Origin of the sequence: Pseudoalteromonas sp. PA2MD11, from assembly GCF_017808125.1 — a bacterium.
Taxonomy (GTDB): domain Bacteria; phylum Pseudomonadota; class Gammaproteobacteria; order Enterobacterales; family Alteromonadaceae; genus Pseudoalteromonas; species Pseudoalteromonas simplex.
On the sequence record NZ_JADKNF010000019.1, the window covers coordinates 25,637 to 51,136 of the forward strand.

Sequence of the window (25,500 nt, forward strand, 5' to 3'; positions counted from 1 at the left end):
TTAAGCGTCTCTATATACTTCAGCTAAAATTTTATCAGCACCTTGCTCAAGTAGCTTTTCAGCAAGTGTAATACCTAATTGCTCTGCGTCAGCCACTGGGCCTGTCACTTCATCACGTAGCATTTGGCTACCATCAATAGCGCCCACTAAACCACGTAAATGCACTTGCTCACCATCGACCAATGCAAATGCACCAATAGGTACCTGGCAGCCACCTTCTAAACGGCGATTCATAGCACGCTCGGCATTAACACGAATGCGTGTTTCATTATGTTCAAGTGGCGCTAACAGTGCTTTTGTTACTTCATCATCAATTCGGCACTCAATACCCACAGCACCTTGACCATTTGCAGGTAATGATACCTCTGGCTCGATAAAAGCTGTAATACGCTCTGGCATTTCTAAACGAATTAGACCCGCTGCAGCTAGGATGATTGCATCATATTGACCATCATCTAGTTTTGCCAAACGCGTATTAACATTACCGCGTAAGTCACGGATATCTAAATCAGGGCGCGCTTCGCGAATTTGGCATTGGCGGCGTAGGCTAGATGTACCAACAATCGCACCTTGTGGTAACTCATCTAAACTCTTGTAGTTATTTGATACAAACGCATCGCGTGGGTCTTCACGTTCACAAATTGTGTGTAATGCTAAACCTTCAGGAAACTCAACAGGTACATCTTTCATCGAATGCACCGCAATATCTGCACGACCATCTAGCATGGCTTGCTCAAGCTCTTTTACGAATAAGCCTTTACCACCTATCTTGGCCAGTGGTGTATCAAGGATAATATCGCCTTGTGTCGACATAGGAACCAACTCTACCGTTACGTCGTCATGGAAGTGCTCTAGTTGAGCTTTTACAAATTCAGCCTGCCATAAAGCAAGTGCACTTTTACGGGTCGCGATACGAACTAGTTTTGTTGTCTGTGTCATGAAAAATCCAATTAATTATCAGGCTGATACTAAATATTACTCAGCTAAAATTCTAAATTCTTTTTGGGCCAGTAAGTTGCCATCTGCGTCAATAACTTCAACACGCCAATCACCCAGTTGCTCTGGCATGATGTTTTTCGTTGAATAAGTACGAAAACGTGGACTGCTTACGGCCAATTCAATCGAAGCAAGCTGTTGGTCTTGGTAATACCATTGGTGACGAACAGTTTGTCCCTGCATATTTCTAAGCTCGCTAAAAAAGCTCAGGCTACTGCTAATTTGCGCTAATTTTACATCGTTTTTTAAAACGTTTACTGGTTCTCGATCAACAACATCGGTAGTTAATACTGCGCGGCTTACTTTATCTGTGTCTATTTTTGCGCCAATTGCGACACTGGCAATATGTGCTGACCGTGAAAACTGCTGCTGAGCATCAGGTGCTGCTGCAATTTCAACTTGCTGTTCAGTTTGTGATGCTTCTTCATCAGGAATAACGGCTAATGTTTCAGGTTGTTGCTCATCAATAACCTCTTCACTGTCGATCTCAACCTCTACTGATGTAACGTCAGGCTCTACAATGTTTGAGCTCACAACCTCTGCTTTAGCCGTTGCTGTGTTATCAACCAACGGTGTTTGCTCATTTATTGACGGAGCAACAACTTCTTTTGGCTCTTCTTGCTCAGCGTCATTTAAAGAGGTTTGTAATTCAGCATTTGTAAACTCTGCTTGCGGTTCATCTTGCGGTGATTGCTCAGCATTTACAGCACCAATAAAGCTATATACTAATATAGCCAGCGCAACTAAGATAACACTGCTGACCATAAAGATGCGTCGCCAATGCCATTGATAAGTCACTGCTGTCGGTGCTGAACTTGCCGATTCAACGGCATTCATATTTGCTGTAATTACAAGTTTCTTTGTCATGTTGGCCTCTAAAACCAAAAAATTAACTCAAGCGAGCAATTAACCACTCTCGAATAGCCATTAACTCTTCACCACAAACTTGGTGCGCCATCGGATAGTCTTGCCAGCTTACTTCCATGTTATTTGCGCTAAGCACGTCAAATGCTTGTCTGCCTGCGCTATGCGGTACCACATCGTCAAATCGACCATGTGCCATAAAAATGTTTAACCCCTGCTGCTTGGCTTCATTGGCAAATTTTGCAGGCACACACATGTAGGTTGAAAGTGCCATTACACCCGCTAATTTATAATCTAGACGTGGCGCTAAGTGCAGCGATACCACACCCCCTTGCGAAAAACCGGCAAGAATAATTTTGTTAGGAGCGATACCTTTTGCAATTTCTTGGTCAATAATTGCAGCCACTTTTGCAGCAGATTCACGCACTCCTTGCTCATCAGCACGCTTATCTAAATCCATCGATTTAATATCGTACCAAGAACGCATTGCCATACCACCATTTATGGTGACCGGTTGCACTGGCGCATGTGGAAACACAAAACGCACGCCAAGCTCTTTTGGTAGAGCTAGTTGCGGTGCAACTGGGGCAAAACCATCACCAGAATCACCTAAACCATGAAGCCAGATAACCGTTGCTTTGTGATCGCCTTGTGCTGAGTACTCAACAAACTCTAAACTCATAGCTCAGAACGCCATTCAATGGTTTGACCTGCTTGACGGGTTGCCGCATCACACATAAATTGCCAAAACTCTGCACCTGAGCGGTTATCAATCCACTTATCGTCGCGTAGTTCAAAATGGTGACCATTAAATTTAGTCGCTACCCAAACTTGGTGTAATGGTGCTTGTTTGTTGATCACAATTTTACTGCGATCAGGAAAGATGATTTCTAAAATACCTGACGCTGATTCATAGTCTAAATCGGCATCACATTCATCGATTTGCTCTTCAATAGTTAGCATTAATGCATCGGCTAGTGTGTGGTATTCATGATCAGTCATTTTAGTGTCCTTTAACTGGCTTTAAGCCTAGATCTGGGGGCAGATTGTGTACATCAAGTGTAACAGGAATAAATTCATCCGCGAATAGCTGCATTTTTTAAATATTCTGTTACTCTGCGATTATAAAGCCAGCAACCGTATTAATCTAATGAAAGAGACTCATAGCCAAAAATTAAAAACCATTTTACCTCTAAGCGCCCTTCTAGTAACCCTAGCAGGTTGCGGACAAAGTGGTGCTCTTTATCTGCGAGATGATACTAAGCCGCCTGCAAAGTCTCAGCCACAAGCTGATCCATCCGAACAACCAGAGCAAAAACAGGACCAATAGATGGACTTTTTTAACTACAATAATAATCAGCTGTTCGCTGAAGACATCGCTGTCAAAGAGCTTGCCGAACAATATGGTACGCCTTGTTATATCTATTCTCGTAAAACCTTTGAACGTCATTATCTAGCATTTGCAGACGCTGCTAAGTCACATAAGAGCTTGGTGTGCTATGCCGTAAAAGCCAACTCAAATATTGCCGTGCTGAATATTTTAGCGCGACTTGGTTCAGGTTTTGACATCGTTTCAAAAGGTGAGCTTGCGCGTGTTATCCAAGCAGGCGGAGACGCAAGTAAGGTTGTGTTTTCTGGCGTTGCAAAAACCGCTGACGAAATTGCCTATGCACTTGAATTGGGGATCAAGTGTTTTAACGTTGAGTCAGTGGCTGAGCTTGAGCGTATTTCAAAAGTGGCAACGGATCTTAACTTAGAGGCACCGATTTCGATTCGCGTAAACCCAGATATAGATGCAAAAACGCACCCTTATATCTCAACCGGCTTAAAAGAGAATAAGTTTGGTATTGATATTCAAACTGCGGTGACTGTGTATCAACATGCAGCATCATTACCCGGTTTAAAAATTACCGGTGTAGATTGCCACATCGGTTCGCAGCTAACGGAAATAAAACCTTTCTTAGCAGCACTTGAAAAAGTACTGACTCTTATCGAAGAGTTAAAAGCGGTTGGCATCAAGCTAACTCACCTAGATATCGGGGGTGGTCTTGGCGTGCCTTATAATGGCGAAACACCTCCTCACCCGAGCGAGTATGTTGATAAAATTACCGCTCGATTAGCAGACTACCAAGATTTAGAACTTATTTTTGAACCTGGTCGTGCGATTGCAGCCAACGCAGGTATTTTAGTTACTAAAGTTGAGTTTATTAAACAAAACCAAGATAAGTTCTTTGCTATTGTTGATGCAGGCATGAACGATATGTTGCGTCCATCGCTGTATCAAGCTTGGCAAAGTATTGTACCAGTTGAACCTCGCGCAGATGATACGCCTACTTACAACTACGACATTGTCGGCCCAGTCTGTGAAACCGGCGACTTTTTAGGTAAAGACCGTGAGCTTGCACTTCAAGCCGGTGACCTTTTAGCGCAACGCAGCGCTGGCGCATATGGTTTCACTATGAGCTCAAACTACAACTCACGCCCGCGTGTTGCAGAGATTATGGTGGATGGTCAGCAAAGCCATTTAATTCGCCAACGCGAAACCTTAGAAAGCCTTTGGCAAGGTGAGAAAATTTTACCATAAACGTTTTTATAACCGCCCTGCTCTGTGGCATGATTAGCTCAGAGCAAACCCGAATTAGAGCGTTATGTTAGTTAATTTTTCAAAAATGCACGGCCTAGGTAATGACTTTGTCGTTATTGATAACATTACTCAAAATGTTTTTTTATCACGTGATCAAATAAAGAAGCTGGCAGATCGCCATTTCGGCATTGGCTTCGATCAACTGCTTATGGTTGAAGCCCCTTACTCTCCTGATCTCGATTTTCATTATCGTATTTTCAATGCCGATGGTAACGAAGTTGAACAGTGTGGCAACGGTGCGCGCTGTTTCGCTCGCTTTGTCCGTATGAAAGGCCTGACCAATAAGCACAAAATCTCGGTTTCAACAAAATCTGGTAACCTCACGCTTTATATAGAGAAAGATGGTCAAGTAACGGTAAATATGGGCCACCCCAATTTTGAACCGAACAAAATCCCATTAAAAGCCAGCAAGCGTGAGCTGACCTATATTCTTCGCACGGAAGAACACACTGTATTTAGTGGCGCAGTATCGATGGGTAACCCGCATTGCGTGTTAGAAGTTGATGACATTCATACCGCAGAAGTCACCACCTTAGGCCCACTGCTTGAAAATCATGAGCGTTTTCCACAACGTGCAAATGTTGGTTTTATGCAGGTAATTTCGCAAGATCACATTAAACTAAGAGTGTGGGAACGTGGCGTTAGTGAAACCTTAGCCTGTGGTACAGGTGCTTGTGCTGCGGTCGTGGTTGGACAAATTCAAAGTAAACTTGCTAATACCGTACAAGTTGACTTACCCGGCGGCAGTTTACAAGTACGTTGGCAAGGCGAAGGGCATCCAGTACGAATGACAGGCCCTGCTGAGCATGTTTTTGATGGACAAGTGGCACTATGAGCAAACTAACAGAACAACAAATTGCTGAATATTTAAAAGCACACCCTGATTTTTTTATTAAAAACCCTGATGTGCTCGCTGAAGTTGAACTACAACAGCAAACGGCGGGAGCAACGTCTTTGGTGCATATTCAACAGCGCCAATTACGTGAACACAATACGTTATTAAAAAATAAGATTGAGCAGCTCGTTGAACAAGCAAAAGAAAACGAGTTAATTTACCGCTTATTTAGCGACTGTCATCGTCAGTTATGGACAAACTACGACTTTACGACACTGGCTAGCAACTTGCGCAATATTATCTGCACCAACCCATCCATTAACGAATGCCACTTAGTTAAGTACGATAAAAAGTTTGATGAATTAATTGCTCATCGCCTGCAAAACGACGGCATTTACTTGGGTCGAGTAAGCCAACAAGAAAGAGACTTACTGTTTTCAGACACGACTCAATCGACTGCTTTATATCTAATTGGTAACACGAAACACCCTGTGGCAATTTTGGCGTTTGGTAGTGATGACGTAAATCACTTCGAACCGGCAAAAGACAGCTTTTTTGTCCTTGAGTTTGTGCGCTCATTGCAACTGCGCTTATTGGAACTTGCATGAGCGATGTGACGACGCCAGACATTGATGAATTAAGTGATGCTTGGCGAACACCCATCCAACTATTTGCAGACTACTTACGCTACGAAAAACAATACTCAGCGCACACAGTAAACCAATATACGAGCCAGCTAGGCTTCGCAGCTTTGTACTTTAGTAAACTATGTGAAGACTGGTTTGCTGTTCAAGGTGAGCATATTCGCCGTTACAGCATGCAAATGCGAAGTAAACAATTGAGTGGTCGCACAATCAGTTTAAAACTGAGTTGTATTCGCAGTTTATATAAATTCTTAAAAGCCAAAAATATAGCCAGTCAGGCATATTATCACAATCCGGCAGAGGCCATTAAAGGGCCAAAATTTTCCAAGCCTTTACCCAAAAATTTAGACGTAGATCAAATGGCTAAGCTACTAGAACTGCCAGATGATGAGCCTTTAGCTATACGTGACAAAGCTATGATGGAATTAATGTACTCTTCGGGTCTGCGCATTAGCGAGTTAGTTAGCGCTAACATACAAGATATAAACCCGACTGAAGGCGAAATTTTAGTCCGTGGTAAAGGTAACAAAGAACGCTTATTACCTGTAGGCAGCAAAGCGCTCAGTGCATTAAAAGCATGGCTGAAAATTCGCCCTCAATTTGCACATCCTGATGAAATAGCCGTGTTTGTTAGCAGCCAAAAAAAGCGAATTTCCGTACGCCAAGTCCGCTTACGGATGCAAGAATGGGGCATTAAGCAAGGGATCAGCTCACAAGTGCATCCGCATAAATTGCGCCACTCATTTGCATCACATATTTTAGAATCATCAGGGGATCTGCGTGCCGTACAAGAACTGTTAGGACACAGTAGTTTGTCTGCAACGCAAGTTTATACGCATTTAGATTTTCAGCATTTAGCTAAAGTGTACGATAACACCCATCCACGCGCTAAAAAGCGCTCAACATCAGAGTAAACCCTTGTCATTATGATCCGATTTAACCGTGCCCTATCGCCAGTTTCTGTTTTAAGTTTTGATTTAGACGACACACTTTACAACAACCATCCGATCATAAAATCAGCCTTGCAAGCACAAGCTGATTACCTCGAGGCATTAGACCAATGGCCAGCCGATAGCATGAGCTACTGGTTAACATGCCGCGATAAAGCTTTAAAACATGATGCGACTTTAATTGATGACGTTACGCGCTGGCGACAAGCAGCATTACACTATGCCATGACCGATCTGGGTTTTTCAGCAGAGCAAGCTCAGTTGCATGCCGAAAATGCTTATCAGGCATTCGCTGATGCCCGCAGTCAAATAACCGTTACTGATGAAGTACTTGAATTACTTGCTAATCTCAGTAAACACTACCGCCTCATCGCCATCACCAATGGTAATGTCGAAGTAGAAAAGTTTAACCTTAATGGTGTGTTTGAGTTAGTTTTACAAGCAGGCCCACACGGAAAAGCGAAGCCGCACAGCGCCTTATTTGATAGCGCAGCAAAGCAGTTAGAGGTTAATCATAAAGAAATTTTGCACATTGGCGATAGCCTAGATACTGATGTACAAGGTGCCAATAATGCTGGCTGCCAAAGCGTTTGGCTTAATAACCAAGCAACGCAATATCGTTATCAAGGATTAGCAGATATTGAGATCAGTAATATCATGGCGCTCAATCATTTAGTTAAAAAGTAACGACTTTAAAAAATGTGTTTTATGCTGAATAAGTAAATAACAAAGATTTAATGATTGGGCAAAACGGATGAATGCTTTTCTTAAATTATTATTGCTATGTTCTCTTAGCTTAAACGGATACTTTATTTGGCAGCTGTTTAACCCCGCGAAGCCAAAACAAATTGAGACTGTAGCAACCACTCCCATAGTCAAGAAAAGCGCGGTTTTACCAGCCCACTTTCAACAAGCTGTTGCGCTATTTAGCAACCAATTATTCGACAAAGCGGTGGCCGAGTACACCCAATTGCTTGTTAATGAACCTCGCTATGCAAGGCAACTTAAACAAATTTGGCAACAACAACTTGAGACATGGCTTTCCCATCAAAAATTCACCTTAAGTGAGCAATTTTTAACGGCCTTTTTAAATAGTCACCCTTACGATGTCACCATGCTTGAACTTGAGGCAAAGCGTTTAATCGCACAAGGTGATACTCAACAGGGAATTATCAGTTTATTGGCTCTTAGCAACCAATTAGACAGCAATGAAAAACAACAACTTAGCAAACAAATAGACGAGCTAAGTACAACCTATATTGATGAACTTATTGCGGCGCAACAATGGCAGGCATTGCTGAATAGCAGTCAACAGTGGCTTGATTACGCGCCAGGTAACGCGCATTACTTATATAATCATGCATTAGCTAACTATCATTTAGAAGATTATGTCGCGAGCCAAATAACCCTAGATCAACTGCCTGAAGATCATGAATATAAACAGCAAGCTGAGCAGTTACATCTGTTGATTCAACAAGCTCTCGCAGGTGTTGAAATTATAAAATTAACTGCTCGAGGTTCGCACTATTTGGTGAACAGTATCATCAACGATGATATCGAAACCGAGCTGATGATCGACACCGGCGCTAGCTTTACTGTAATTAACCAAACATTATTAAACTCGCTTAACACCCCAGCCAATTACCTTGGCACCTTACAAGTAAACACAGCTAATGGAATTGTTGAAGCACAGCGTTATCAGCTCGAGTCGTTTCAAGTCGGTCAACAACGTATTCGTAATTTTGAAGTGCTGGTAATAGAAAATCATGTTGGCTATGGCTTGCTTGGTATGAACTTTTTAGAGAATTTTAAGTTTAATATCAATCAGCAAGTGAATGAGTTAGAGTTGATAAAGAACAATTTTTAAGGACAAGCAATGACTCTTAACGAATTTCTTTCGAAATTAGCAAGCACACCGCAGCAAATTGAGTTTACCGATACCATGGCGGTCATAGACAACAATTATGACTTTACCCCAAGTGGTTTTAACAATCATGGCCTGCTAAGCGCGGCAAATGAAAATAATGGCTCGTGTAAAATTTTTGCCTTTGCTAAGCTAAATCAACTGAGTAAACAAAACACCCTAGATTGCTTTGGCGCGTTTTATCGTGATGACGTATTACACAATCCTGAAGGGCAAGACCATATGAACATTCGCACCTTTATGCTTGCCCCTGAAGCGACCCCTTTCTTAGGGATTACTTTTACCGAGCAAGACGTGCTAAAAGCGAAGTGAGTAAAAGCCAATAGTTAAAGGCTTTTTTCCATAAAATAACGGCAGCCGTCGAGTGGGTAGTTACGCATTTCATATTTAACTAGGTAGCCGTTGTTTTCGTAAAAGGGTTTAGCTTGGAAATCGAGCGTATCAAGTTGTGCGATGTTTGCACCAAGTGCTTTAGCTTTACTCTCTAATTCAGCGAGTAAGCGTGTCGCAAGTCCCTTACCACGCGTCTTATCATCACACCAAAGCCAACTAATAAGCAGCCAATTGCCAAATACCTGACCATGAATACCAGCAACCACACTGTTTTGTTTATTAACGAACTTAAAACCAACGGGAATACGCTCGGCATTAAAATGCGCGGCGTTGAAAGCCACAATGTGTTCTCTAAGCTGGTTGTTTAAATCAGCTGAGTCATCACTTTTTAATTGATACATATACTCAGTATACGCTTATATCGTTAATCAGTATAAGTGGTTCTTACCATAGGGTACTTCAAGCATGTTGCTGGCCAGCTTTTCGGGCTGACCACACATCTCATCATAAGCACTGGTGTGGCGTAAAACCATATCGCCATAACTTAGGTGATCAAGACGCTTTTGAATATGCAACGGGCTAATATCACGAATAAACTCACCTTGCTCATCAGTAACATAATACTCAACGTTATTGATCATCACAGACACCTGATACAATGCCATTTCTAATGAATGAAGGATAACCTTTTGCAGTGGTTGGTGAGCTGCAAGCTCTGATAATTTGATAGGCATGTGCATTCCTCTTTGGTGGTGGAACTATTCATACGTGATTTTGATATACTGTGATCAAATTAATTGTACAAAAATCACTCATGCCAGAAAAAGTACGACTTGCTAAATTTATTGCCCATGCGGGTGTTTGCTCTCGAAAGCAAGCATCGCGCTTGATAGATCAAGGTGAGGTAACAGTAAATGGCCGTGCCGCAAATCATATAGATCATGTTGATGAGCACGATGATGTGATTGTACTTGGCGAAAAAATTTTAGCTAAGGCACCACTCACCTACTTTGCTTATCACAAGCCTGTTGGTATAGATTGCAAATTAAATGCTGATGACCCAACAAGCCTTATTCATAGCCTGCCTAAAACCACTCGCGTTTACCCAATTGGCCGGCTCGACAAAGACTCCCGAGGTTTGTTGATTTTGACCAATGACGGTGAGTTTTGTAATCAACTGATCCACCCTGATTACCACCAACCCAAACGCTATTTAGTCACCGTTGATAAGTCCCTTGATAGCGACTTTTGTAAAAAAATGGCGGGCGGTGTGCCTGTCGATAAACAAATAACCCTCCCTTGCACGGTGACTCAAGTCAACGAAACGCAGTTTTGCATCGTCTTAAAACAAGGTTTAAATCGTCAAATACGAAAAATGGCACGTTTTTGTGGCTACAAAGTCATCGACCTTTACCGCACAGATATCGCAAAACTGTCACTCACCACGCTGAATTTGCCCGAAGGACAGATAGTCAGTATCAAAAAAAGTGACATTCTCTAACAAAAAAGTTTGCATTAATTGATTACGCGTGTAATCTTAAATTAAAGATTACATCTGTAGGCATAAAAATGATTGAACTTTCTAAAGCTGAATTCGAAGTATTAGATGCGGTATGGCTTGGCTACCCAGCCACGGCTAGTGAAGTAATTGCGCGTTTAAGTGACGATAAAGAATGGCACGAAAAAACCATTAAAACGCTACTAAGCCGTTTAGTTAAAAAAGGCGCTCTTAGCTTCGAGAAACAAGGCCGCCAATATAACTACACCCCTTGCATTGCTCGTGAAGAATACACATTAAAAGAAAGCCAAAGCTTTATTGAACGCTTTTTTAATGGCCGAATTGCGCCGCTGGTGAGTGGCTTTGCTAAATCAGAGCAACTCTCGCAACATGATATTGATGAGCTGAAAAAGGTTATCGATGATTGGGAAAAACAGCAAAAATAAGGCGTTGTTATGTTAGATGCATTTTTTAATTGGTTGTTAGATCAACAACTTTTGATCTCATCTGCAATTATGTTTTTATTGCTGCTAGAGCGAAAGTTACTAAGTCAGCTATCGGCACGCTTGGTTTATACACTGTGGGCGCTTTTACCAATTAGTTTATTGTTAGCGAACCTACCAGAGCACTTAAAGCCAATTCAAAACGACTTTATCAGTAAGCTGACTATCACGCCAAACACAGCAATAATGCCGCAGTTTACGCTCACTTGGTTTGCTATTTATGGCTTTATTAGTGCCGCACTGCTGATCACTGCCGTATATTTTCATTACCGTTTTCTAGCAAAACTGCAGTTAGCGCCAATTACGCTTGATCATCACAGCAATCAAAGTATGCGCTTATACCAAAGCAACCAAGTGAGCTCACCTATGGTTGTAGGGGTTTTAAATACCAAGCTAGTGCTGCCTACAAACTATCAAAGTCACTACGATAACCATGCTTTAGCGCTTATTTTAGAGCATGAATCAGTGCACATTAAACGCAAAGACAACCTAATTAATGCCATCGCTTTAAGTGCCACTATTTTGTTGTGGTTTAACCCTGTCGCTTGGCTTGGTTATGCAAGTCTGCGCCGTATTCAAGAGCTTTCATGTGATGAGCAAGTACTCAAAAATAAATCGACAGAACAACGAATTTTATACAGTAAGGCATTAGTGCACTGTGCAAGCTTTAGCAGAACAGGCTTAATGGCTTATTCACAATACGGAGATAAAAACACCATGTTACAACGTCTAAACCAAATAAAGCAGATCGACAACAGCTCATTTATCGCAAAAACAGCGTTAGTTATTTTTACAGCGGGCATGCTTAGCAGCTTTGCCATTGCAAAACAGCCGATGTCAGTTGAAAAGACAAAAGACTATCAAGCGGTTATGCGTGTAGAGCCGATATACCCTATTCAAGCTGCAGAGCAAGGTATTAGCGGTTCAGTTGTTTTGAAATACGATATTTTACCAAGCGGCGCCACCAGCAATGTTAGTGTGGTAAGTGCAGAGCCTGAAAGTGTTTTCAATCGAGAAGCGAAAAGAGCCTTAAAAAAATGGCAGTATGCGCCGTCTGAATCCGGCTTTAAAAACGCATTAGTACAACTCGATTTCGCCTTAGACGAAAACTACCAAGCAAAGGATTTAATAGAGAAAATTAAAGTTAGCTCTAAGTAAAAGCAATCACTTAAGACCCTAAAGCAAGCGCCTTATTTAAGCCGCTTGCTTTGTGGTTTTTGACTATTTGCTCTTGGCTAAAGACAAAGAGCAATCATCGCCACAGCACAAACATAGCCAACAAGCCAAACTAATGAACGTAAAATATCCTGGTTTATGTAGTAGAAAATACAATACAACACGCGGGCGATAACATGCATAATCGCTAAGGTTTCTGTCATCTGATAGACATTATTGCTACCTATTACAACTGCCAGCGCGACCGCAAAAATAATTAGTGACTCAAAGCTATTTTGATGTGCAGCTAATGCTCGCGCACCAAAGCCTGTTAGTTTAGCTTGTTGTTCACGCGGATGTTTATTGTCATAGCCTGACAACTTATTTTGTGCAAAAGCCACGGGGGCTTTAGCTAAATAAGGTATGAGCACTGCGATGAGTGCGCAGATAATCAGTGTGGTCATGATATTTCCTTATCTTTTAACTGTAATAGCTCACCCTACCGCAAACAAAAAAAAGCCGCTACTTAAAACAGCAGCGGCCAGCAATAGCATCATTGTCACTATAGTCTAAAGCCGGCATAAAAGCCCTGCGGCATATTGTCACAGCTGAGTTTTTCTCAAGTTGGTCGATAAGCTAATGCTCTCATACTTTGGTTTTGTTACTCTAAGCGCCTCTCCTTATTAATTTATTTTCAATATGACTTGGATTTTCTTAACTATTTTTGCGGCATTTATGCAGTCGTGGCGCAATGCTCTGCAAAGCAAACTCAGTGCAACAGTGAGTGTTGCTGGGGTAACGCTTGCTCGCTTTATCGTTGCCAGCCCAATTGCTGCCCTGTATTTATTTGCACTTTATCAATATCAAGACGCCGCACTTCCTGACTTTAATCTGGCTTTTATTGGCTACATTGTTGGCGCCAGTATCGTCCAAATTGTTGCCACAGGTTTAATGGTAAAGCTGTTTAAAATGAATAACTTTGCAGTCGGTGCAGGGCTTGCTAAAAGTGAAGCGCTAATGGCGGCCATTTTAGGTGTCATGTTCTTTGGCTCAGCACTGTCGTTACTGGGCTGGGTTGGCGTATTTATTGGTGCAATTGCGGTACTGCTATTAAGTGGCATCGCGAATGTTAAACACTTTAATTTGGGCACCGCACTGCTTGGGCTTGCTTGCGGCACTTCTTTTGCTCTCTCTTCATCATGGATCCGTGAAGCAAGTTTAAATTCAGGACTGACTTTTCCACACTCAGCAGCTTGGGTGTTAGTGCTGATAATTAGCTTACAAACACTGATGCTGTGCGTGTATATTGCATTAAAAGAGCGCGATACATTTAAGAAAATGTGGCATCACAAAGGCACCACGACCGCTGTTAGTGTTTGTAGCTGTTTAGGTTCTATTGGTTGGTTTAGCGCCATGAGCTTGCAGCATGTTGCTTATGTAAAAACATTGGGGCAGATAGAAGTATTCTTTACCATTTTGGTATCGATTCTTTGGTTAAAACAACCGCTAAAACGCCAAGACACGGCGGGGCTTGTGTTAATTGCACTGGCAGCCATTCTGGTAATGCTACCCAATTAGGTGCGTTTCTAGTCATTAAAAAAGCGGCTATGCCGCTTTTTTAATGACTAATTTTGAGCGTTATCACTCCGCTAATTATCAGCAGTACTCCGGCAATGCGGCCAAATGTGGCGGCATCCCCATAAAATAAAATACCTACCAAGAAAGTGCCCGCTGCACCGATCCCTGTCCATACAGCATAGGATGTCCCCATCGGAATATCCTTTTGCGCCAACCACAACATAAAGCCACTAGCGACCATAAAGGCGACGGCTATTGCAATGCCTAACCAGCGGCTGTCTGCCTGTTGAGACATCTTAAGGCCAACAGGCCAGCCAATTTCTAACAGACCTGCGACAATTAAATACAACCAAGCCATTATTGATCTCGCTTTTTCAAGATCACGTCATACAAATCTTCACGGCGGTCTTTTAAGTTTCTTACCGTACCTTCACTGTGAAGGATTTTCAGTTTATCCATATCTAAATCACTGAATAACAACATTTCGGTATTCGGTGTTGCTTCATTCAAGGTTGCATCATGCGGGAACGAAAAGTCAGAAGGGGTAAGCACTGCTGATTGCGAATACTGTACGTCTAAGCTTTCTACTTCAGGTAAGTTCCCAACCGAGCCTGCAATCACAACATAACATTCATTTTCGATTGCACGTGCTTGCGCACAATGGCGTACACGTAAGTAACTATTTTTTGTATCTGTCCAAAATGGCACAAACAAAATATCTAACCCTTGTTTAGCGAGAATACGCGACAATTCAGGAAACTCTACATCGTAACAAATTTGAATACCGACACGACCCGCATCCGTTTCAAATACCGCAATTTTGTCACCGCCTTGGATCACCCAATCATTTTGCTCATGGGGCGTAATATGAATTTTGCGCTGCTCATCAATTTTACCGCTACGGTGGCACAAATAGCTGACATTATAAATCTTGTCATCTTCTGCGAGCGGCATTGAGCCTGTGATAATATTGGCATTGTATTCAACCGCCATGCGCGACATCGCATCACGGAATGTTTCTGTGTATTCGGCCAGATAACGAATTGCTTCCGTTTGATTACTTTGCTCAGTGAGCCCCATTAACGGGGCATTGAAAAACTCCGGAAACAGAATAAAGTCACTTTTATAGTCAGACACCGTATCAACAAAATATTCCACCTGCTTGAGCAGTTCTTCCACAGACTCAACACAGCGCATTTGCCACTGTACAGCACCGACACGGACAATTGATTTAGTCGACTCAAGTACCGTATCTGTCGGCTCAAACATAATATTATTCCACTCTAGTAAAGTGGCATAACCAACTGACTCCTGATCTTCAGGAAGGTATTTTTTAAGTAAACGTTTAACTTGGAAATCATTAGATAGCTGAAAGCTTAAAATCGGATCATACAGCTCTTTGTGGTCAACTTTTTCGATATACTCCATCGGAGACATCTCTGCACTATGATTGTAATAGCGCGGAATACGTCCACCCGCTAAAATAGCGCGCAAGTTATACTGACGGCACAGCTCTTTACGCGCATCGTATAAGCGACGACCCAGTCGCATCCCTCGGTGAGTTGATGAAATCACCACATCTAAACCATAAAGTGCATCACCTTCAGGATCACTAAATACACGGTCGTGACCATCAACAATATCTTCGTAGGTATGTGGGTTAGAAAAGCGCGCGTAATCAACCTGTACACTCAAGGCGATGCCTACTAAAACACCATCGTCAACAATGCCTATTTGCCCTTCCGGAAACTGGTCTATTAGCCTAAAAATTGTATGGCTTGGCCAAGCACCTCCAAGCCCAGGGTAAGCTTGATCCATGAGGGTCTTTATTTGTGGGTACTGTTCTTTAGTTAGATTACAAATCTCTAAATGCGTTTTTTCCGCCGGCATAACTACTCCTTTTTAGGCACGAAAATATTATCAAGGCAAACGGCAAGCCGATATCAATGATGGTTTGATTAGAGTGGCATTAATTCACAGTCCTGCCAAGCTTAAAGCTTAGCAAAAACGAAGTGAACTGGTGTTTAACCCCGATTAAATTAAATGAATTAAAGAAACAGAAATCTCTTTAATTCTTCACAGCCTAAATTTTAATCTATACTAGTTTTTACACCTAGCTGTCTAAGAGGTCCGGTTGCTAAAACATCTCTTAAAACAACCTAAGCAATCAGAGTTACAAGAAATAGAGCATGTTAAGTTTCTTATTATTTTGAAGATTGCTTACTTTGCACTCGCAGTCCACGTTGTGCTAATTCCCGTTTTCGCTCACATTGGTGCAGTTACTTTGGCAATAGTAAATGTTCTAAGTGTGTGTGCATGGGCTGGGGGGATTTTTCTAATCAAACAAGGTTTAACCTCTTTAGCTCTTCGTGTGTTTTGTCTTGAAGTGGTTATTCACTCAACCATTGTTTGTGCAATGCTTGGCTTAGATGCAGGATTTCAATTTTATCTATGGACTGTGTCTTGCCTGTTAATGATCGACTATCAACTTACTTTAAAGCAAGCTTCTTTGTATAGCGTGTTAATGATCATTGCTTTTGCATTGTTGTATGTGTTTTTTTCAAATACAAACTACCCTTTTGCTTACTCTGAGCTGCTTCCCCATATTAAAATAATTAATATAATTATTGCTGGCTTACCTATGATTTATGGCATGGGTTTTATTAGAGAGATTACTCTTTCACAACGACTAGAGTTAACGGAAATGGCAGCCCGGGATCCTCTTACAAAACTTTTCAATCGCCGCTTTGCTAAAAAGCTAATTATGAATGCACGCAAAAATTGCATAAATAATAACAGCCCTCTTTGCATGGCCATGGCAGACATCGATCAGTTTAAAAGAATCAATGATAATTACGGGCATGATAAAGGTGATACTATTTTAGTGAATATTTCACGACTCATCAGTGAATTCATGAGCGAGGATGATATTGCAGTTCGTTGGGGCGGAGAAGAGTTTTTACTAATACTTACTCAATCTAATGAACGCCAAGCCTTTGCAAAAATTGAAGCTTTGCGTACAAAAATAGCAGCATTGGAAGCTCACCCTGATTGTCCGGATTTAAAAGTAACTATGAGCTTTGGTTTAATCGAATGGCAACCCCTTACTCCCATAGAAAAAATGCTGCAGTATGCAGATTCAGCGCTGTATGAGAGCAAGCACTCTGGCCGTAATAAGACCACGATAGTGCATGCTCAAAGTACATTTTTTGAAAATGAAGATTAATTAATTGCCTCAATAGTAATGCTATGTGCAATCTCTTGCGGCAATAATGGCGTTAAACCATTACTGACATAATCGTTAAACCCGGCACGATAAAATTCTGACAATGGATGCCCAGATTGCCCACCCGGAATAGCCATAATCGCTTTATCTAAATGCCCAGGTTGAACAATAAAGCGCTGCGAAGCACCAAAACTACGACCTTGTACTGAAGGCATAAAGGTATCACCAAACCCAGGCGCCGTAGGCATATTCAATAAGCTTTTAAGTACCGGTATTTGCTTGGCAAATGGGTGCTCAATCACTAACTCGTTGACCTTACCCCACTCCCAGCTGTGCGGGTTGTTACCGTACTGCTCGGTTAGTTTAGTGATAACGCGATCAAATGCAGCTAGCATTTGCTGATTCCAGTTTGCATACTCTGGGTTTAACCATGCTTCAGGCTGCACTTCGATAAGTTGCCAAACAGCAGGCTCTAAGTCTCGTTTTACTGGCTTTAAGCTACTGTCGAGGGCTTTTAGCTTATTCTCTAATGGACTAAATAAACCATTAATTACTTCACTGCGGTAACGCTTTACTAAGGTATAACCAATTGAATCGCTACAAGCACACGCCTGCCAATTATTTAGCTCTTTTAAATACAGCGCATATTTATCGCCTGCGTTGCTGAGTTGTTTGACCAGCAGTTTGTGCCAAGCTGTTAAGAATCGAGCTTCATTATCATGTTGTAAGTCATAAAAATCTTGTTCGTTGAACTGTTGCTTTTCAAATAAACGATCGCGAATTTGTGCCGAGCGAGCCCCCATGGCATAAGCACCATTACCAAAGCGCTGGTCATCCTCTGCGGAAACAACGCGTGAGTTACCCGTCCATAATCGGCCACTGTCTGGGTTTTTAACAAATGGACGCAGCGTTTCGTTTTCATGCCACGCTGCAGGATACGCTTGCTCAGCCACCGCCAATTGATGGGGCTCTTTACGGGCTGGAACGGCTCCCATATTCTTCCAAGCGGCGTTCCCTTGATCATCAACAACCATTAAATTTTGGACAGGAATACCCACCTCAGCCGCAAGCGCTAGTGCATCATCAACCGTACTTGCTTGCTCAAGCTTAAGTAATTCCATATCAACCGCATACTCATGGTGAGCAACCCAACTTAGTGCGTATGGTTTGCCATTAATTTCTTTTACTGGGCCATATTCACTCATGGTTAAAGCATAATTTTCAATGCTGCCGTCATTGAGTAAGATGGGTTCATCTATCTGCCACGTTTTCTCTTTACTCTCAAGGGCTATCCAATCGGCTGTATCTAGGTAACCATTGGTGAACCCCCACGCTATTTTATTATTGGTACCAACTACAATTGCCGGAGCGCCAGGTAGTGACACACCGGTGATTTGCTGCATTTCACCATTAAGTGGGTAATTGAGCTGGGCACGGTACCAAATGATTGGTACTGCAAATGATAAGTGCATATCGTCTGACAACATTGCAGCACCAGTTTCAGTTAACTGCCCAGTAACTGCCCAGTTATTACTACCAAGCTCCTTGCGCTCTGCAATCTCAGTCATAGCCCATTGAGCGTCTTTGAGATTTGGAATACCGCCGTTATAAGGTGCTAATAGGCTGTTATCGAGCGCCGCTTGATAAAGGCTAGGCTGAGTAATAAAGTCGACCATCGCCTTACCGTATAGATCTTCGATTTCGATTAGTGTTTTGTCGCGTTCAAAGGTAGCCGTTTGCAAATCTAAATACATACTAAAAATGATTAGTAAGCTGTCTTCACTTTGCCAAGGTTTTGCTTCAGCGCCAGTCAGTAAATATTCAAAACTATCGAAACCTACTTGCGCATGACCCTCATTAACCCCATTCGCGTAAGCTTTTAATAGCGCTTTATCTTTTGCTGGTAACTGCGCAACAGCAATCTGACTACGTTTGCGTAACTGATGAAAACGCATTTTTTTATCAAGCCCAACAGCAGCTTTACCAAATAATTCACTAAGCTCACCTGCGGCATTACGGCGCAGTAAATCCATTTGAAAGAATCGGTCCTGACCATGCGCAAAGCCAAGAGCATAGGCTACATCTAAACGGTTTTCGGCATGAATAACAGCCTGCCCTAAAGTGTCTCGTTCAATCTTTACTGATTGCGAAATAGCGTCGCTTTTACCCCGGCCATCAAGAGCCGGTAAACTTAGATTTAATACACCATAAACAAGCCCTGTTGCGAGTAACACCACAACGAACAAACCTATTAATAACCATTTGATTATCTTGAACATGCCATTTACCCTTGCGCTAAAGTAACACTGTATTAACCTGCTATATTAACCTGAGTTTTGTGAAAAAATAGTGTTGCTATCCAAATATTTAAATTTAGTTTTCTTGATTAGCTGATGATTGTTAATTGCCTCAGAAATTGTCTATAGTAGGGAAATAGTTTAGAAATCAATCTTTCTCATGCCATTAGCAACTGAAACCGATAATAAAAAACTGCAAAAACTAAAGTTAGCCTTTTGGTTTTCACTTGCGCTAGTTATCTTAATTGGCTTAATCATCGATCAATTAAACTATAGCCGAGAAAAAGATGCATTCCGTGCTCAGGAGATTGCGCGAGTTAGCGCTTACCGTGCAAAGTTAGAGGCGACTCTAATCTCTAATATTCAACTTGTTCGCGGCCTTGCCGTCGCAGTTGCTGCTGAGCCAAATTTAAATCAAAGCCGCTTTTCTCAAATTGCCACGCCATTATTCGAAACCTCTTCAGAATTAAGAAATATCGGCGCTGCACCAAACATGATCATTCAGATGACTTACCCACTAAAAGGAAATGAGAAATCAATTGGTCTCAATTTTCTAGAAAACGCCGCGCAGCGAGACGATGCAATTAAGGCGCGCGATGAAAACAAAATTGTCATGGCAGGTCCCTTAGAACTAGTACAAGGCGGTCAAGCCTTAATAGCTCGCATGCCTATTTTTACACCACCAGAACAGCACTTTTGGGGATTACTTTCTGTCGTACTCGATATTGATAAAGTTTATAACAATTCGGGGCTTCTAGCTTTAAATAAGCACTACGACATAGCGTTACAGGGTCGCAACGGGTTAGGTGCTGAGGGGGAATTTTTCTACGGAAATAGCGCTATTTTAAATGACACACCACTTAATTTTGGCATTAATTTCCCTGGCGGGAATTGGCGTATGTATGCTGTTCCGAAAGCAGGTTGGCATCCACCAAAATCAGCCATTTGGCCGTTACGTATCGCCATAATTATCGTATGTATATTATTTGCGGGTGCTTGTGTGTTCTTTTTAAAAATGCTCGAGCGCCAATACAAAAGCGAGCGAATGCTCGAAACAATGAGTAGCCTAGCAAAAGTAGGTGCGTGGTCATTTAATCTCGAGACTAAAGCTGTTTATTGGTCAGATATGACTAAACAAATCTTTAAGTTGCCACTCAATAAACAACCACAATGGCCAACCAATCTCGACTATTTTAAACCCGGTTACAGCCGTGACAAAATTCGCCACTTAATCGAAAAAGCGATAAAAGAAGGTGAAAGCTTTGAAACTCAAGTGCAAATAATCACTGTATCAGGCGAAGCTATCTGGGTTTTAGCGCATGGCGAATCTGAATATAAGAATGGCCGCTGTATCAAACTATTTGGGTCATTACAAAACATAGATGCTCGCAAACGCGTTGAGCTTGAAAACAATAAAATTGCCTTGCACAACGAAATACTTGCCTCATTAACTGTTCACGAAGCCGTCTTAACGGGTAATTTAAACTTATCTAAGCATGTAATTGTAAAAGCGATATGCCAAGCACTAGAGGTTGATCGAGCAAGCATTTGGTTATTTAGCGAAGACCGACAAACGCTTAACTCGTTTGCTAGTCATGATCAAAATCAATCGCGTTTTAGTCGGGCTGTGTCGTTACAGCAAATAGAACACCCTAACTATTTTGATGCCATTAACAATAACGCCGTTATAAATGCGAGTGATGCATATCACCACCCGTTTACCAAGGAGTTAGCTAGCAATTATTTTGATCGCGCTGATATTCGCTCCATGCTTACTGCAATCATCCCGACTGGAAGTAAAAGTATGGGGGTGGTGTGCGCAGAGAACAGCGCATCAAGACGACATTGGAGTAAAAACGAGGAAAGCTTTTTAATTGCAGTTGCGGCACTTATTGGTAGCTTACATGCAAGCCAACAGCGTATAGAAACTGAACATCAGCTAGTTCAAGCGAAAAATGCAGCAGAACAAGCAGTAAAAATAAAAGGTGAATTTTTAGCAAGTATGAGCCATGAAATCCGCACCCCGATGAATGGGGTTATTGGCATGCTTAATATCATTAAACAAACAAAATTAGATAAACAACAAAGCCATCATCTTGAATTGGCACAGTCATCAGCAGAGTCATTACTGCATATTATCAATGATATTTTAGACTTTTCAAAAATTGAAGCTGGTAAGCTCGATATCGAAAACGTGAGTTTTAATATATCTAAACTTCTAGGCGATACCATTGAATCATTTGCTATAAAAGCAGAGCAAAACAATACCAAACTATTACTAGATGCAACTCATATCAAACGTGAATTTATCATAAGCGACCCAAATCGTATTAGGCAAATCATCAATAACCTAATAGGTAATGCAGTTAAATTCACAAAAGACGGTGAGATAGTCGTGATAGCCAAACTTGAAACTGCTGATAACGAGTTATATCTGAATTGCTCTGTTGTTGATAATGGCTTAGGCATAAAACCAGAAAAACAAGCAACTCTTTTTGATTCTTTTACTCAAGCTGATGCTTCAACTACCCGGCAATATGGCGGCACAGGCCTTGGTCTTGCCATTGTTAAACAGCTTTGTACTCTAATGGGCGGCGATGTAAATGTTGTCAGTTCTTATGGAGAAGGCAGCACGTTCAATTTCTCAATTAAAGTAAAATTTGACTACCAAAAGCAGCTGCATGAGCCAAGTCACTTAATTGATAAAAAACGTATTTTAATTGCTGACAACTGCAAGCTCAGTAGCAGCATTACTAAAAAACAATTGCAATTATGGGGAGCAAAAGTTGAAGTTATTGGCAATATGCCAAGCTTAATTAACCGTGCGGCCCACTCTCAAGAGCCACCTTGCGATGCAGTTTTTATAGATTACCAACTTTATATGCAAGCAGAACAATCAGAGCAGCGAGCGTTCCAAAAATATTATAATAACAATGCATGTAAATGTATTTTAATGGCACCTATGAGCCTAACTGAAGAGCAATCTAAACAAACTTTAGAAGCGCAAAGTATTATATTTAAACCTTTAACCCCTTCAGACTTATTTAACTCTTTGGCTAACGAAAAGTACATTGAACAACAACAAGTAAATAAAGAACAAAGCACCGCTAAAATTTCCATGCCAGCTTCGAGTACATCATCTCGCGTCTTATTAGTCGAAGATAATAAAGTTAACCAAGTGGTTGCTGGCGCCTTACTCAAACAAGCAGGTATTAGTTTTGACATTGCTGAAAATGGTCTTGAGGCAATAACAAAACTAGCAAATAATGAGAATGCCCCTTACGAACTAGTGCTAATGGACTGCCAAATGCCAGAAATGGACGGCTATCAAGCAACAAAGGCAATAAGATTAGGAAAAGCTGGCGAAGCACATCAGAAAGTCAATATTGTTGCACTAACTGCCAATGCAATGCAGGGTGACAAAGAACGCTGTTTAGATGCTGGCATGGATGATTATTTAACAAAACCCCTTAACTTTGACTCATTAAATAAAAAATTAGCAATTTGGCTAAGTGCAGCACATTAAAGAGAAATAAAATCATGCAATTATCATCGATACAACAACGCGTTATTGGCTGTTTACTCGAAAAGCAAAGTACAACACCCGAACATTATCCGTTATCTTTAAACTCCCTCACTAATGCATGTAATCAAAAATCTAACCGTGAACCGGTGCTGTCTCTCACTGAGGCGCAAGTACAAGATACCCTAGATGAGCTTATTGCATCACGCTTAGTAACTCTTGATGAAGGGTTGTCAGGGCGGGTTAATAAATATGCTCACCGCTTTTGTAATACCGAATTTGGCAGTTTGCAATTTACTGAGCAGCAACGCGCCATTATTTGTTTACTGCTTCTACGCGGCCCACAAACACCGGGAGAGCTAAGAACGCGCAGCAACCGACTAGCTGAGTTTAGCAATGTCAATGAAGTTGAAGCCGCATTAAATACACTCATTGAGCAAGAACATATTGCACGCTTAGCACGAGAGCCAGGCAAACGAGAGAGCCGCTATATGCACTTATTTGTTGACCCAGACAGCATCACTGAGGATATGGCTGCTAGTGAGCCGATGCAGGATAACAACAGTGAAGTGCAACAATTACTGAGCGAAATCGAAGATCTTAAGCAGCAAGTCAACGAAATAAAAGCGCATTTAGGTCTTTAATAAAAACCGCGCCCATAACATAATGTAAAAAACGCTGACAACCACAACGAAAAATAGGAGCTCTACCATGCGTGCCGACATTCTGGCGGAAATGAAAGTCCAACCAACTATTGATGTAAAAGCGGAAATTACCCGTCGCGTTAACTTTCTTAAAAGCCGACTTATTGCTGCGCACTCTCGCTCACTTGTATTAGGGATCAGTGGCGGTGTTGACTCATCAACCTGTGGCCGCTTATGCCAATTAGCGGTTGATGAATTAAACCAAGAATACAACACCAGCAAATATCAATTTATTGCTGTGCGCTTACCTTATGGCATTCAAGCAGATGAAGATGAAGCACAAATGGCTGTTGATTTCATTAAGCCAAGCAAGCGTATGACGGTTAACATTAAAGCGGCTGTCGATGGCATGCATGAACAAGCAATGGCCGCGGTTGTTGGTGGTGGTGCTGAGTTACCAGAGCAAGCTAAAATTGACTTTATCAAAGGCAATGTGAAGGCACGCCAGCGCATGGTTGCGCAGTATGAAATTGCTGGTTTCTGCCAAGGCTTAGTGGTTGGTACCGATCACAGTGCTGAAAACATCACGGGTTTTTACACCAAGTTTGGTGACGGTGCATGTGATTTAGCGCCGTTATTTGGTTTATCAAAGCGTCAAGTTCGTGCACTTGCTGAGCATTTGGGAGCACCAGCAGTACTGGTAAATAAAGCCCCAACGGCCGATTTAGAGTGTGATCGCCCAGGTCTGACTGACGAAGAAGCGCTAGGCCTAACCTACGAACAAATTGATGACTTCTTAGAGGGTAAAGAAGTCAGCAATGAAGTCGAAGAAAAGCTAACAGCAATTTACTTACGTACTCAACATAAACGCCAAGCAATCCCAACCGTTTACGACGAGCTTTAAGGGTAGTTTAAACATTGCGAGGGCAATAATAATTGCCCTTTTCTACTCCTCCCGCACCCCTTAGCAATATTCAAAACCTTCAATCACTGATTATCAGCTTCACAAAATGATCTAGAGCATCATGCCTGACGTAAAAGTTAGCAACATGATTGCAGTAAAGATGAAATAGTTCTGTAATTTGGTTTATAGTTGTTACAGTAAAAACATTATATTTCAAATCAAAAATCTAAGGTTTTATATTAGCTTATGTCATCGCCCATCTTAATTACCGGCGCAGGCCAACGTATTGGACTCGCTCTGGCCGAGCACTTATTATCGCAAGGGCAAGAAATCATAGTCACTTATCGTACCCGCCATGCAGCAATTGATGTGCTTGCAGGCAAAGGCGCTATTTGTATCCATGCAGATTTTAATAGTGACCAAGCTATCGGGCACTTTATTGAAGAATTAAAAGCGCATACCAACCAGCTCAAGGCAATTATTCATAATGCATCTAGCTGGGATTGCGAAGCAAATAATCACGATTACGCTGACCTATTTGATAACATGATGCGTATTCATGCCAAAGCGCCCTATTTAATTAATTTAGCAGCCTCTGACTTGCTACTGCATTATCAGCAAAACAGTGGCCAAGCCGCAGATATTATTCATTTAACTGACTATGTTGTTGAAAAAGGCAGTCCTAAGCACCTTGCTTATGCAGCAAGTAAAGCGGCGCTTGATAATTTAACAAAGTCGTTTGCCGCTAAATTTGCACCGGCCATTAAAGTGAATGCTATCGCTCCCTCGCTGATCATTTTTAACGAGCACGATAGCGACGAATACAAAGCCAAAACATTAAAGAAATCGCTAATGGGCATTGAGCCCGGCTGCGCCGAGATTATTAACAGCGTAGAACTAATACTAAGCAGCCACTACATCACAGGTCGTTCTATGCCTGTTGATGGTGGCAGACATTTAAAATAACGAATTACTGAGAAAG

The 25,500-nt window shown here is 41.7% G+C and carries 27 protein-coding genes; 17 read left to right on the top strand and 10 right to left on the bottom strand.

The genetic code is table 11. The features are described from left to right. From hemC to cyaY, 4 genes are read right to left on the bottom strand one after another with little or no spacing between them, the layout of a single operon-like run. Entirely contained in the window at nt 1-939 is a 939-nt protein-coding gene (hemC, locus tag ISP07_RS17570; RefSeq protein ID WP_054554664.1) for a hydroxymethylbilane synthase, read from the bottom strand. A 36-nt stretch (nt 940-975) separates the two neighbouring features. After that, entirely contained in the window at nt 976-1,863 is an 888-nt protein-coding gene (locus ISP07_RS17575; RefSeq protein ID WP_209328405.1) for a DUF2914 domain-containing protein, read from the bottom strand. Nucleotides 1,864-1,885: 22 nt separating this feature from the next. Next, nucleotides 1,886-2,542 (bottom strand): alpha/beta hydrolase, encoded by a 657-nt coding sequence (locus tag ISP07_RS17580; RefSeq protein ID WP_209328406.1) that lies wholly within the window; start codon nt 2,540-2,542, stop codon nt 1,886-1,888. Next, entirely contained in the window at nt 2,539-2,862 is a 324-nt protein-coding gene (gene cyaY / locus ISP07_RS17585) for an iron donor protein CyaY (protein WP_054554661.1), read from the bottom strand. The genes ISP07_RS17580 and cyaY overlap by 4 nt, the downstream gene beginning before the upstream one ends. Nucleotides 2,863-3,010: 148 nt before the next feature. Between cyaY and lptM the strand changes: the two genes are divergently transcribed. The 8 genes from lptM to ISP07_RS17625 all read left to right on the top strand — a co-directional run bounded on the left by lptM (nt 3,011) and on the right by ISP07_RS17625 (nt 9,169). After that, on the top strand, nt 3,011-3,190 hold the full coding sequence (lptM, locus tag ISP07_RS17590) for an LPS translocon maturation chaperone LptM (protein ID WP_209328407.1): 180 nt from the start codon (nt 3,011-3,013) through the stop codon (nt 3,188-3,190). Beyond that, a complete protein-coding gene (gene lysA / locus ISP07_RS17595; protein WP_209328408.1) occupies nt 3,191-4,444 on the top strand; it encodes a diaminopimelate decarboxylase in 1,254 nt (417 codons plus the stop codon). Between the two features lie 64 nt (nt 4,445-4,508). Then, nucleotides 4,509-5,339, top strand: a complete 831-nt coding sequence (dapF, locus tag ISP07_RS17600) for a diaminopimelate epimerase (protein WP_054554658.1) — start codon at nt 4,509-4,511, stop codon at nt 5,337-5,339. Beyond that, on the top strand, nt 5,336-5,947 hold the full coding sequence (locus ISP07_RS17605; RefSeq protein ID WP_063700662.1) for a DUF484 family protein: 612 nt from the start codon (nt 5,336-5,338) through the stop codon (nt 5,945-5,947). Before dapF ends, ISP07_RS17605 begins: the two co-directional genes overlap by 4 nt. Continuing rightward, the gene (locus tag ISP07_RS17610) at nt 5,944-6,897 is read left to right on the top strand and encodes a tyrosine recombinase XerC (protein ID WP_209328409.1); all 954 of its coding nucleotides are present in this window, start codon (nt 5,944-5,946) and stop codon (nt 6,895-6,897) included. The genes ISP07_RS17605 and ISP07_RS17610 overlap by 4 nt, the downstream gene beginning before the upstream one ends. Before the next feature lie 12 nt (nt 6,898-6,909). Then, the gene (locus ISP07_RS17615; RefSeq protein WP_209328410.1) at nt 6,910-7,620 is read left to right on the top strand and encodes an HAD-IA family hydrolase; all 711 of its coding nucleotides are present in this window, start codon (nt 6,910-6,912) and stop codon (nt 7,618-7,620) included. A gap of 67 nt (nt 7,621-7,687) precedes the next feature. After that, complete coding sequence (locus ISP07_RS17620) at nt 7,688-8,800, top strand: retropepsin-like aspartic protease family protein (RefSeq protein WP_209328411.1); 1,113 nt, start codon at nt 7,688-7,690, stop codon at nt 8,798-8,800. A 9-nt stretch (nt 8,801-8,809) separates the two neighbouring features. Beyond that, nucleotides 8,810-9,169 (top strand): HopJ type III effector protein, encoded by a 360-nt coding sequence (locus ISP07_RS17625; RefSeq protein WP_054554653.1) that lies wholly within the window; start codon nt 8,810-8,812, stop codon nt 9,167-9,169. A gap of 14 nt (nt 9,170-9,183) precedes the next feature. Here the strand turns inward: ISP07_RS17625 and ISP07_RS17630 are convergent, their stop codons facing one another. Further along, nucleotides 9,184-9,591, bottom strand: a complete 408-nt coding sequence (locus ISP07_RS17630; protein ID WP_209328412.1) for a GNAT family N-acetyltransferase — start codon at nt 9,589-9,591, stop codon at nt 9,184-9,186. 27 nt (nt 9,592-9,618) lie between these two features. Then, on the bottom strand, nt 9,619-9,924 hold the full coding sequence (locus ISP07_RS17635; RefSeq protein ID WP_138618770.1) for a DUF6482 family protein: 306 nt from the start codon (nt 9,922-9,924) through the stop codon (nt 9,619-9,621). An 80-nt stretch (nt 9,925-10,004) separates the two neighbouring features. Between ISP07_RS17635 and ISP07_RS17640 the strand changes: the two genes are divergently transcribed. The 3 genes from ISP07_RS17640 to ISP07_RS17650 all read left to right on the top strand — a co-directional run bounded on the left by ISP07_RS17640 (nt 10,005) and on the right by ISP07_RS17650 (nt 12,349). Further along, nucleotides 10,005-10,691 (top strand): pseudouridine synthase, encoded by a 687-nt coding sequence (locus ISP07_RS17640; RefSeq protein ID WP_209328448.1) that lies wholly within the window; start codon nt 10,005-10,007, stop codon nt 10,689-10,691. Between the two features lie 68 nt (nt 10,692-10,759). Then, nucleotides 10,760-11,134: a BlaI/MecI/CopY family transcriptional regulator gene (locus ISP07_RS17645; protein WP_054554650.1), complete on the top strand. Its 375-nt coding sequence runs from the start codon at nt 10,760-10,762 to the stop codon at nt 11,132-11,134. Nucleotides 11,135-11,143: 9 nt separating this feature from the next. Next, complete coding sequence (locus ISP07_RS17650; RefSeq protein WP_209328413.1) at nt 11,144-12,349, top strand: M56 family metallopeptidase; 1,206 nt, start codon at nt 11,144-11,146, stop codon at nt 12,347-12,349. A 77-nt stretch (nt 12,350-12,426) separates the two neighbouring features. On the opposite strand, the gene ISP07_RS17655 is transcribed toward ISP07_RS17650, so the two are convergent. Next, complete coding sequence (locus ISP07_RS17655) at nt 12,427-12,810, bottom strand: MAPEG family protein (RefSeq protein ID WP_209328414.1); 384 nt, start codon at nt 12,808-12,810, stop codon at nt 12,427-12,429. A gap of 235 nt (nt 12,811-13,045) precedes the next feature. Here ISP07_RS17655 and ISP07_RS17660 point away from each other — a divergent pair, with 235 nt between their 5' ends. Next, entirely contained in the window at nt 13,046-13,924 is an 879-nt protein-coding gene (locus ISP07_RS17660) for a DMT family transporter (RefSeq protein WP_105181990.1), read from the top strand. 40 nt (nt 13,925-13,964) lie between these two features. On the opposite strand, the gene ISP07_RS17665 is transcribed toward ISP07_RS17660, so the two are convergent. Continuing rightward, nucleotides 13,965-14,282 carry a DMT family transporter gene (locus ISP07_RS17665; RefSeq protein WP_054554646.1) on the bottom strand — a complete coding sequence of 106 codons (318 nt, stop codon included), beginning with the start codon at nt 14,280-14,282 and terminating at the stop codon, nt 13,965-13,967. Then, entirely contained in the window at nt 14,282-15,814 is a 1,533-nt protein-coding gene (locus ISP07_RS17670; RefSeq protein ID WP_166341431.1) for a carbon-nitrogen hydrolase family protein, read from the bottom strand. The genes ISP07_RS17665 and ISP07_RS17670 overlap by 1 nt, the downstream gene beginning before the upstream one ends. Before the next feature lie 244 nt (nt 15,815-16,058). Here ISP07_RS17670 and ISP07_RS17675 point away from each other — a divergent pair, with 244 nt between their 5' ends. Continuing rightward, the gene (locus tag ISP07_RS17675) at nt 16,059-17,150 is read left to right on the top strand and encodes a GGDEF domain-containing protein (protein ID WP_209328415.1); all 1,092 of its coding nucleotides are present in this window, start codon (nt 16,059-16,061) and stop codon (nt 17,148-17,150) included. On the opposite strand, the gene ISP07_RS17680 is transcribed toward ISP07_RS17675, so the two are convergent. Further along, entirely contained in the window at nt 17,147-19,429 is a 2,283-nt protein-coding gene (locus tag ISP07_RS17680; RefSeq protein ID WP_209328416.1) for a penicillin acylase family protein, read from the bottom strand. The two genes, ISP07_RS17675 and ISP07_RS17680, sit on opposite strands and share 4 nt — an antisense overlap. A 178-nt stretch (nt 19,430-19,607) precedes the next feature. On the opposite strand from ISP07_RS17680, the gene ISP07_RS17685 reads away from it, so the two are divergent. The 4 genes from ISP07_RS17685 (at nt 19,608) to folM (ending at nt 25,484) form a co-directional block, all read left to right on the top strand. Further along, nucleotides 19,608-22,973: an ATP-binding protein gene (locus tag ISP07_RS17685; protein WP_209328417.1), complete on the top strand. Its 3,366-nt coding sequence runs from the start codon at nt 19,608-19,610 to the stop codon at nt 22,971-22,973. A gap of 14 nt (nt 22,974-22,987) precedes the next feature. Then, nucleotides 22,988-23,614: a YceH family protein gene (locus tag ISP07_RS17690; protein ID WP_209328418.1), complete on the top strand. Its 627-nt coding sequence runs from the start codon at nt 22,988-22,990 to the stop codon at nt 23,612-23,614. Nucleotides 23,615-23,681: 67 nt separating this feature from the next. Continuing rightward, entirely contained in the window at nt 23,682-24,518 is an 837-nt protein-coding gene (gene nadE, locus ISP07_RS17695; protein ID WP_209328419.1) for an ammonia-dependent NAD(+) synthetase, read from the top strand. Nucleotides 24,519-24,764: 246 nt separating this feature from the next. Beyond that, on the top strand, nt 24,765-25,484 hold the full coding sequence (gene folM, locus ISP07_RS17700; RefSeq protein WP_166341421.1) for a dihydromonapterin reductase: 720 nt from the start codon (nt 24,765-24,767) through the stop codon (nt 25,482-25,484). The last annotated feature ends 16 nt before the right edge of the window (nt 25,485-25,500 follow it).

Bases quoted from the DNA above. Each gene is read 5' to 3' on its own strand.
- hemC (WP_054554664.1), bottom strand. From the start codon at position 939: ATGACACAGACAACAAAACTAGTTCGTATCGCGACCCGTAAAAGTGCA.
- ISP07_RS17575 (WP_209328405.1), bottom strand. From the start codon at position 1,863: ATGACAAAGAAACTTGTAATTACAGCAAATATGAATGCCGTTGAATCG.
- ISP07_RS17580 (WP_209328406.1), bottom strand. From the start codon at position 2,542: ATGAGTTTAGAGTTTGTTGAGTACTCAGCACAAGGCGATCACAAAGCA.
- cyaY (WP_054554661.1), bottom strand. From the start codon at position 2,862: ATGACTGATCATGAATACCACACACTAGCCGATGCATTAATGCTAACT.
- lptM (WP_209328407.1), top strand. From the start codon at position 3,011: ATGAAAGAGACTCATAGCCAAAAATTAAAAACCATTTTACCTCTAAGC.
- lysA (WP_209328408.1), top strand. From the start codon at position 3,191: ATGGACTTTTTTAACTACAATAATAATCAGCTGTTCGCTGAAGACATC.
- dapF (WP_054554658.1), top strand. From the start codon at position 4,509: ATGTTAGTTAATTTTTCAAAAATGCACGGCCTAGGTAATGACTTTGTC.
- ISP07_RS17605 (WP_063700662.1), top strand. From the start codon at position 5,336: ATGAGCAAACTAACAGAACAACAAATTGCTGAATATTTAAAAGCACAC.
- ISP07_RS17610 (WP_209328409.1), top strand. From the start codon at position 5,944: ATGAGCGATGTGACGACGCCAGACATTGATGAATTAAGTGATGCTTGG.
- ISP07_RS17615 (WP_209328410.1), top strand. From the start codon at position 6,910: ATGATCCGATTTAACCGTGCCCTATCGCCAGTTTCTGTTTTAAGTTTT.
- ISP07_RS17620 (WP_209328411.1), top strand. From the start codon at position 7,688: ATGAATGCTTTTCTTAAATTATTATTGCTATGTTCTCTTAGCTTAAAC.
- ISP07_RS17625 (WP_054554653.1), top strand. From the start codon at position 8,810: ATGACTCTTAACGAATTTCTTTCGAAATTAGCAAGCACACCGCAGCAA.
- ISP07_RS17630 (WP_209328412.1), bottom strand. From the start codon at position 9,591: ATGTATCAATTAAAAAGTGATGACTCAGCTGATTTAAACAACCAGCTT.
- ISP07_RS17635 (WP_138618770.1), bottom strand. From the start codon at position 9,924: ATGCCTATCAAATTATCAGAGCTTGCAGCTCACCAACCACTGCAAAAG.
- ISP07_RS17640 (WP_209328448.1), top strand. From the start codon at position 10,005: ATGCCAGAAAAAGTACGACTTGCTAAATTTATTGCCCATGCGGGTGTT.
- ISP07_RS17645 (WP_054554650.1), top strand. From the start codon at position 10,760: ATGATTGAACTTTCTAAAGCTGAATTCGAAGTATTAGATGCGGTATGG.
- ISP07_RS17650 (WP_209328413.1), top strand. From the start codon at position 11,144: ATGTTAGATGCATTTTTTAATTGGTTGTTAGATCAACAACTTTTGATC.
- ISP07_RS17655 (WP_209328414.1), bottom strand. From the start codon at position 12,810: ATGACCACACTGATTATCTGCGCACTCATCGCAGTGCTCATACCTTAT.
- ISP07_RS17660 (WP_105181990.1), top strand. From the start codon at position 13,046: ATGACTTGGATTTTCTTAACTATTTTTGCGGCATTTATGCAGTCGTGG.
- ISP07_RS17665 (WP_054554646.1), bottom strand. From the start codon at position 14,282: ATGGCTTGGTTGTATTTAATTGTCGCAGGTCTGTTAGAAATTGGCTGG.
- ISP07_RS17670 (WP_166341431.1), bottom strand. From the start codon at position 15,814: ATGCCGGCGGAAAAAACGCATTTAGAGATTTGTAATCTAACTAAAGAA.
- ISP07_RS17680 (WP_209328416.1), bottom strand. From the start codon at position 19,429: ATGTTCAAGATAATCAAATGGTTATTAATAGGTTTGTTCGTTGTGGTG.
- ISP07_RS17685 (WP_209328417.1), top strand. From the start codon at position 19,608: ATGCCATTAGCAACTGAAACCGATAATAAAAAACTGCAAAAACTAAAG.
- ISP07_RS17690 (WP_209328418.1), top strand. From the start codon at position 22,988: ATGCAATTATCATCGATACAACAACGCGTTATTGGCTGTTTACTCGAA.
- nadE (WP_209328419.1), top strand. From the start codon at position 23,682: ATGCGTGCCGACATTCTGGCGGAAATGAAAGTCCAACCAACTATTGAT.
- folM (WP_166341421.1), top strand. From the start codon at position 24,765: ATGTCATCGCCCATCTTAATTACCGGCGCAGGCCAACGTATTGGACTC.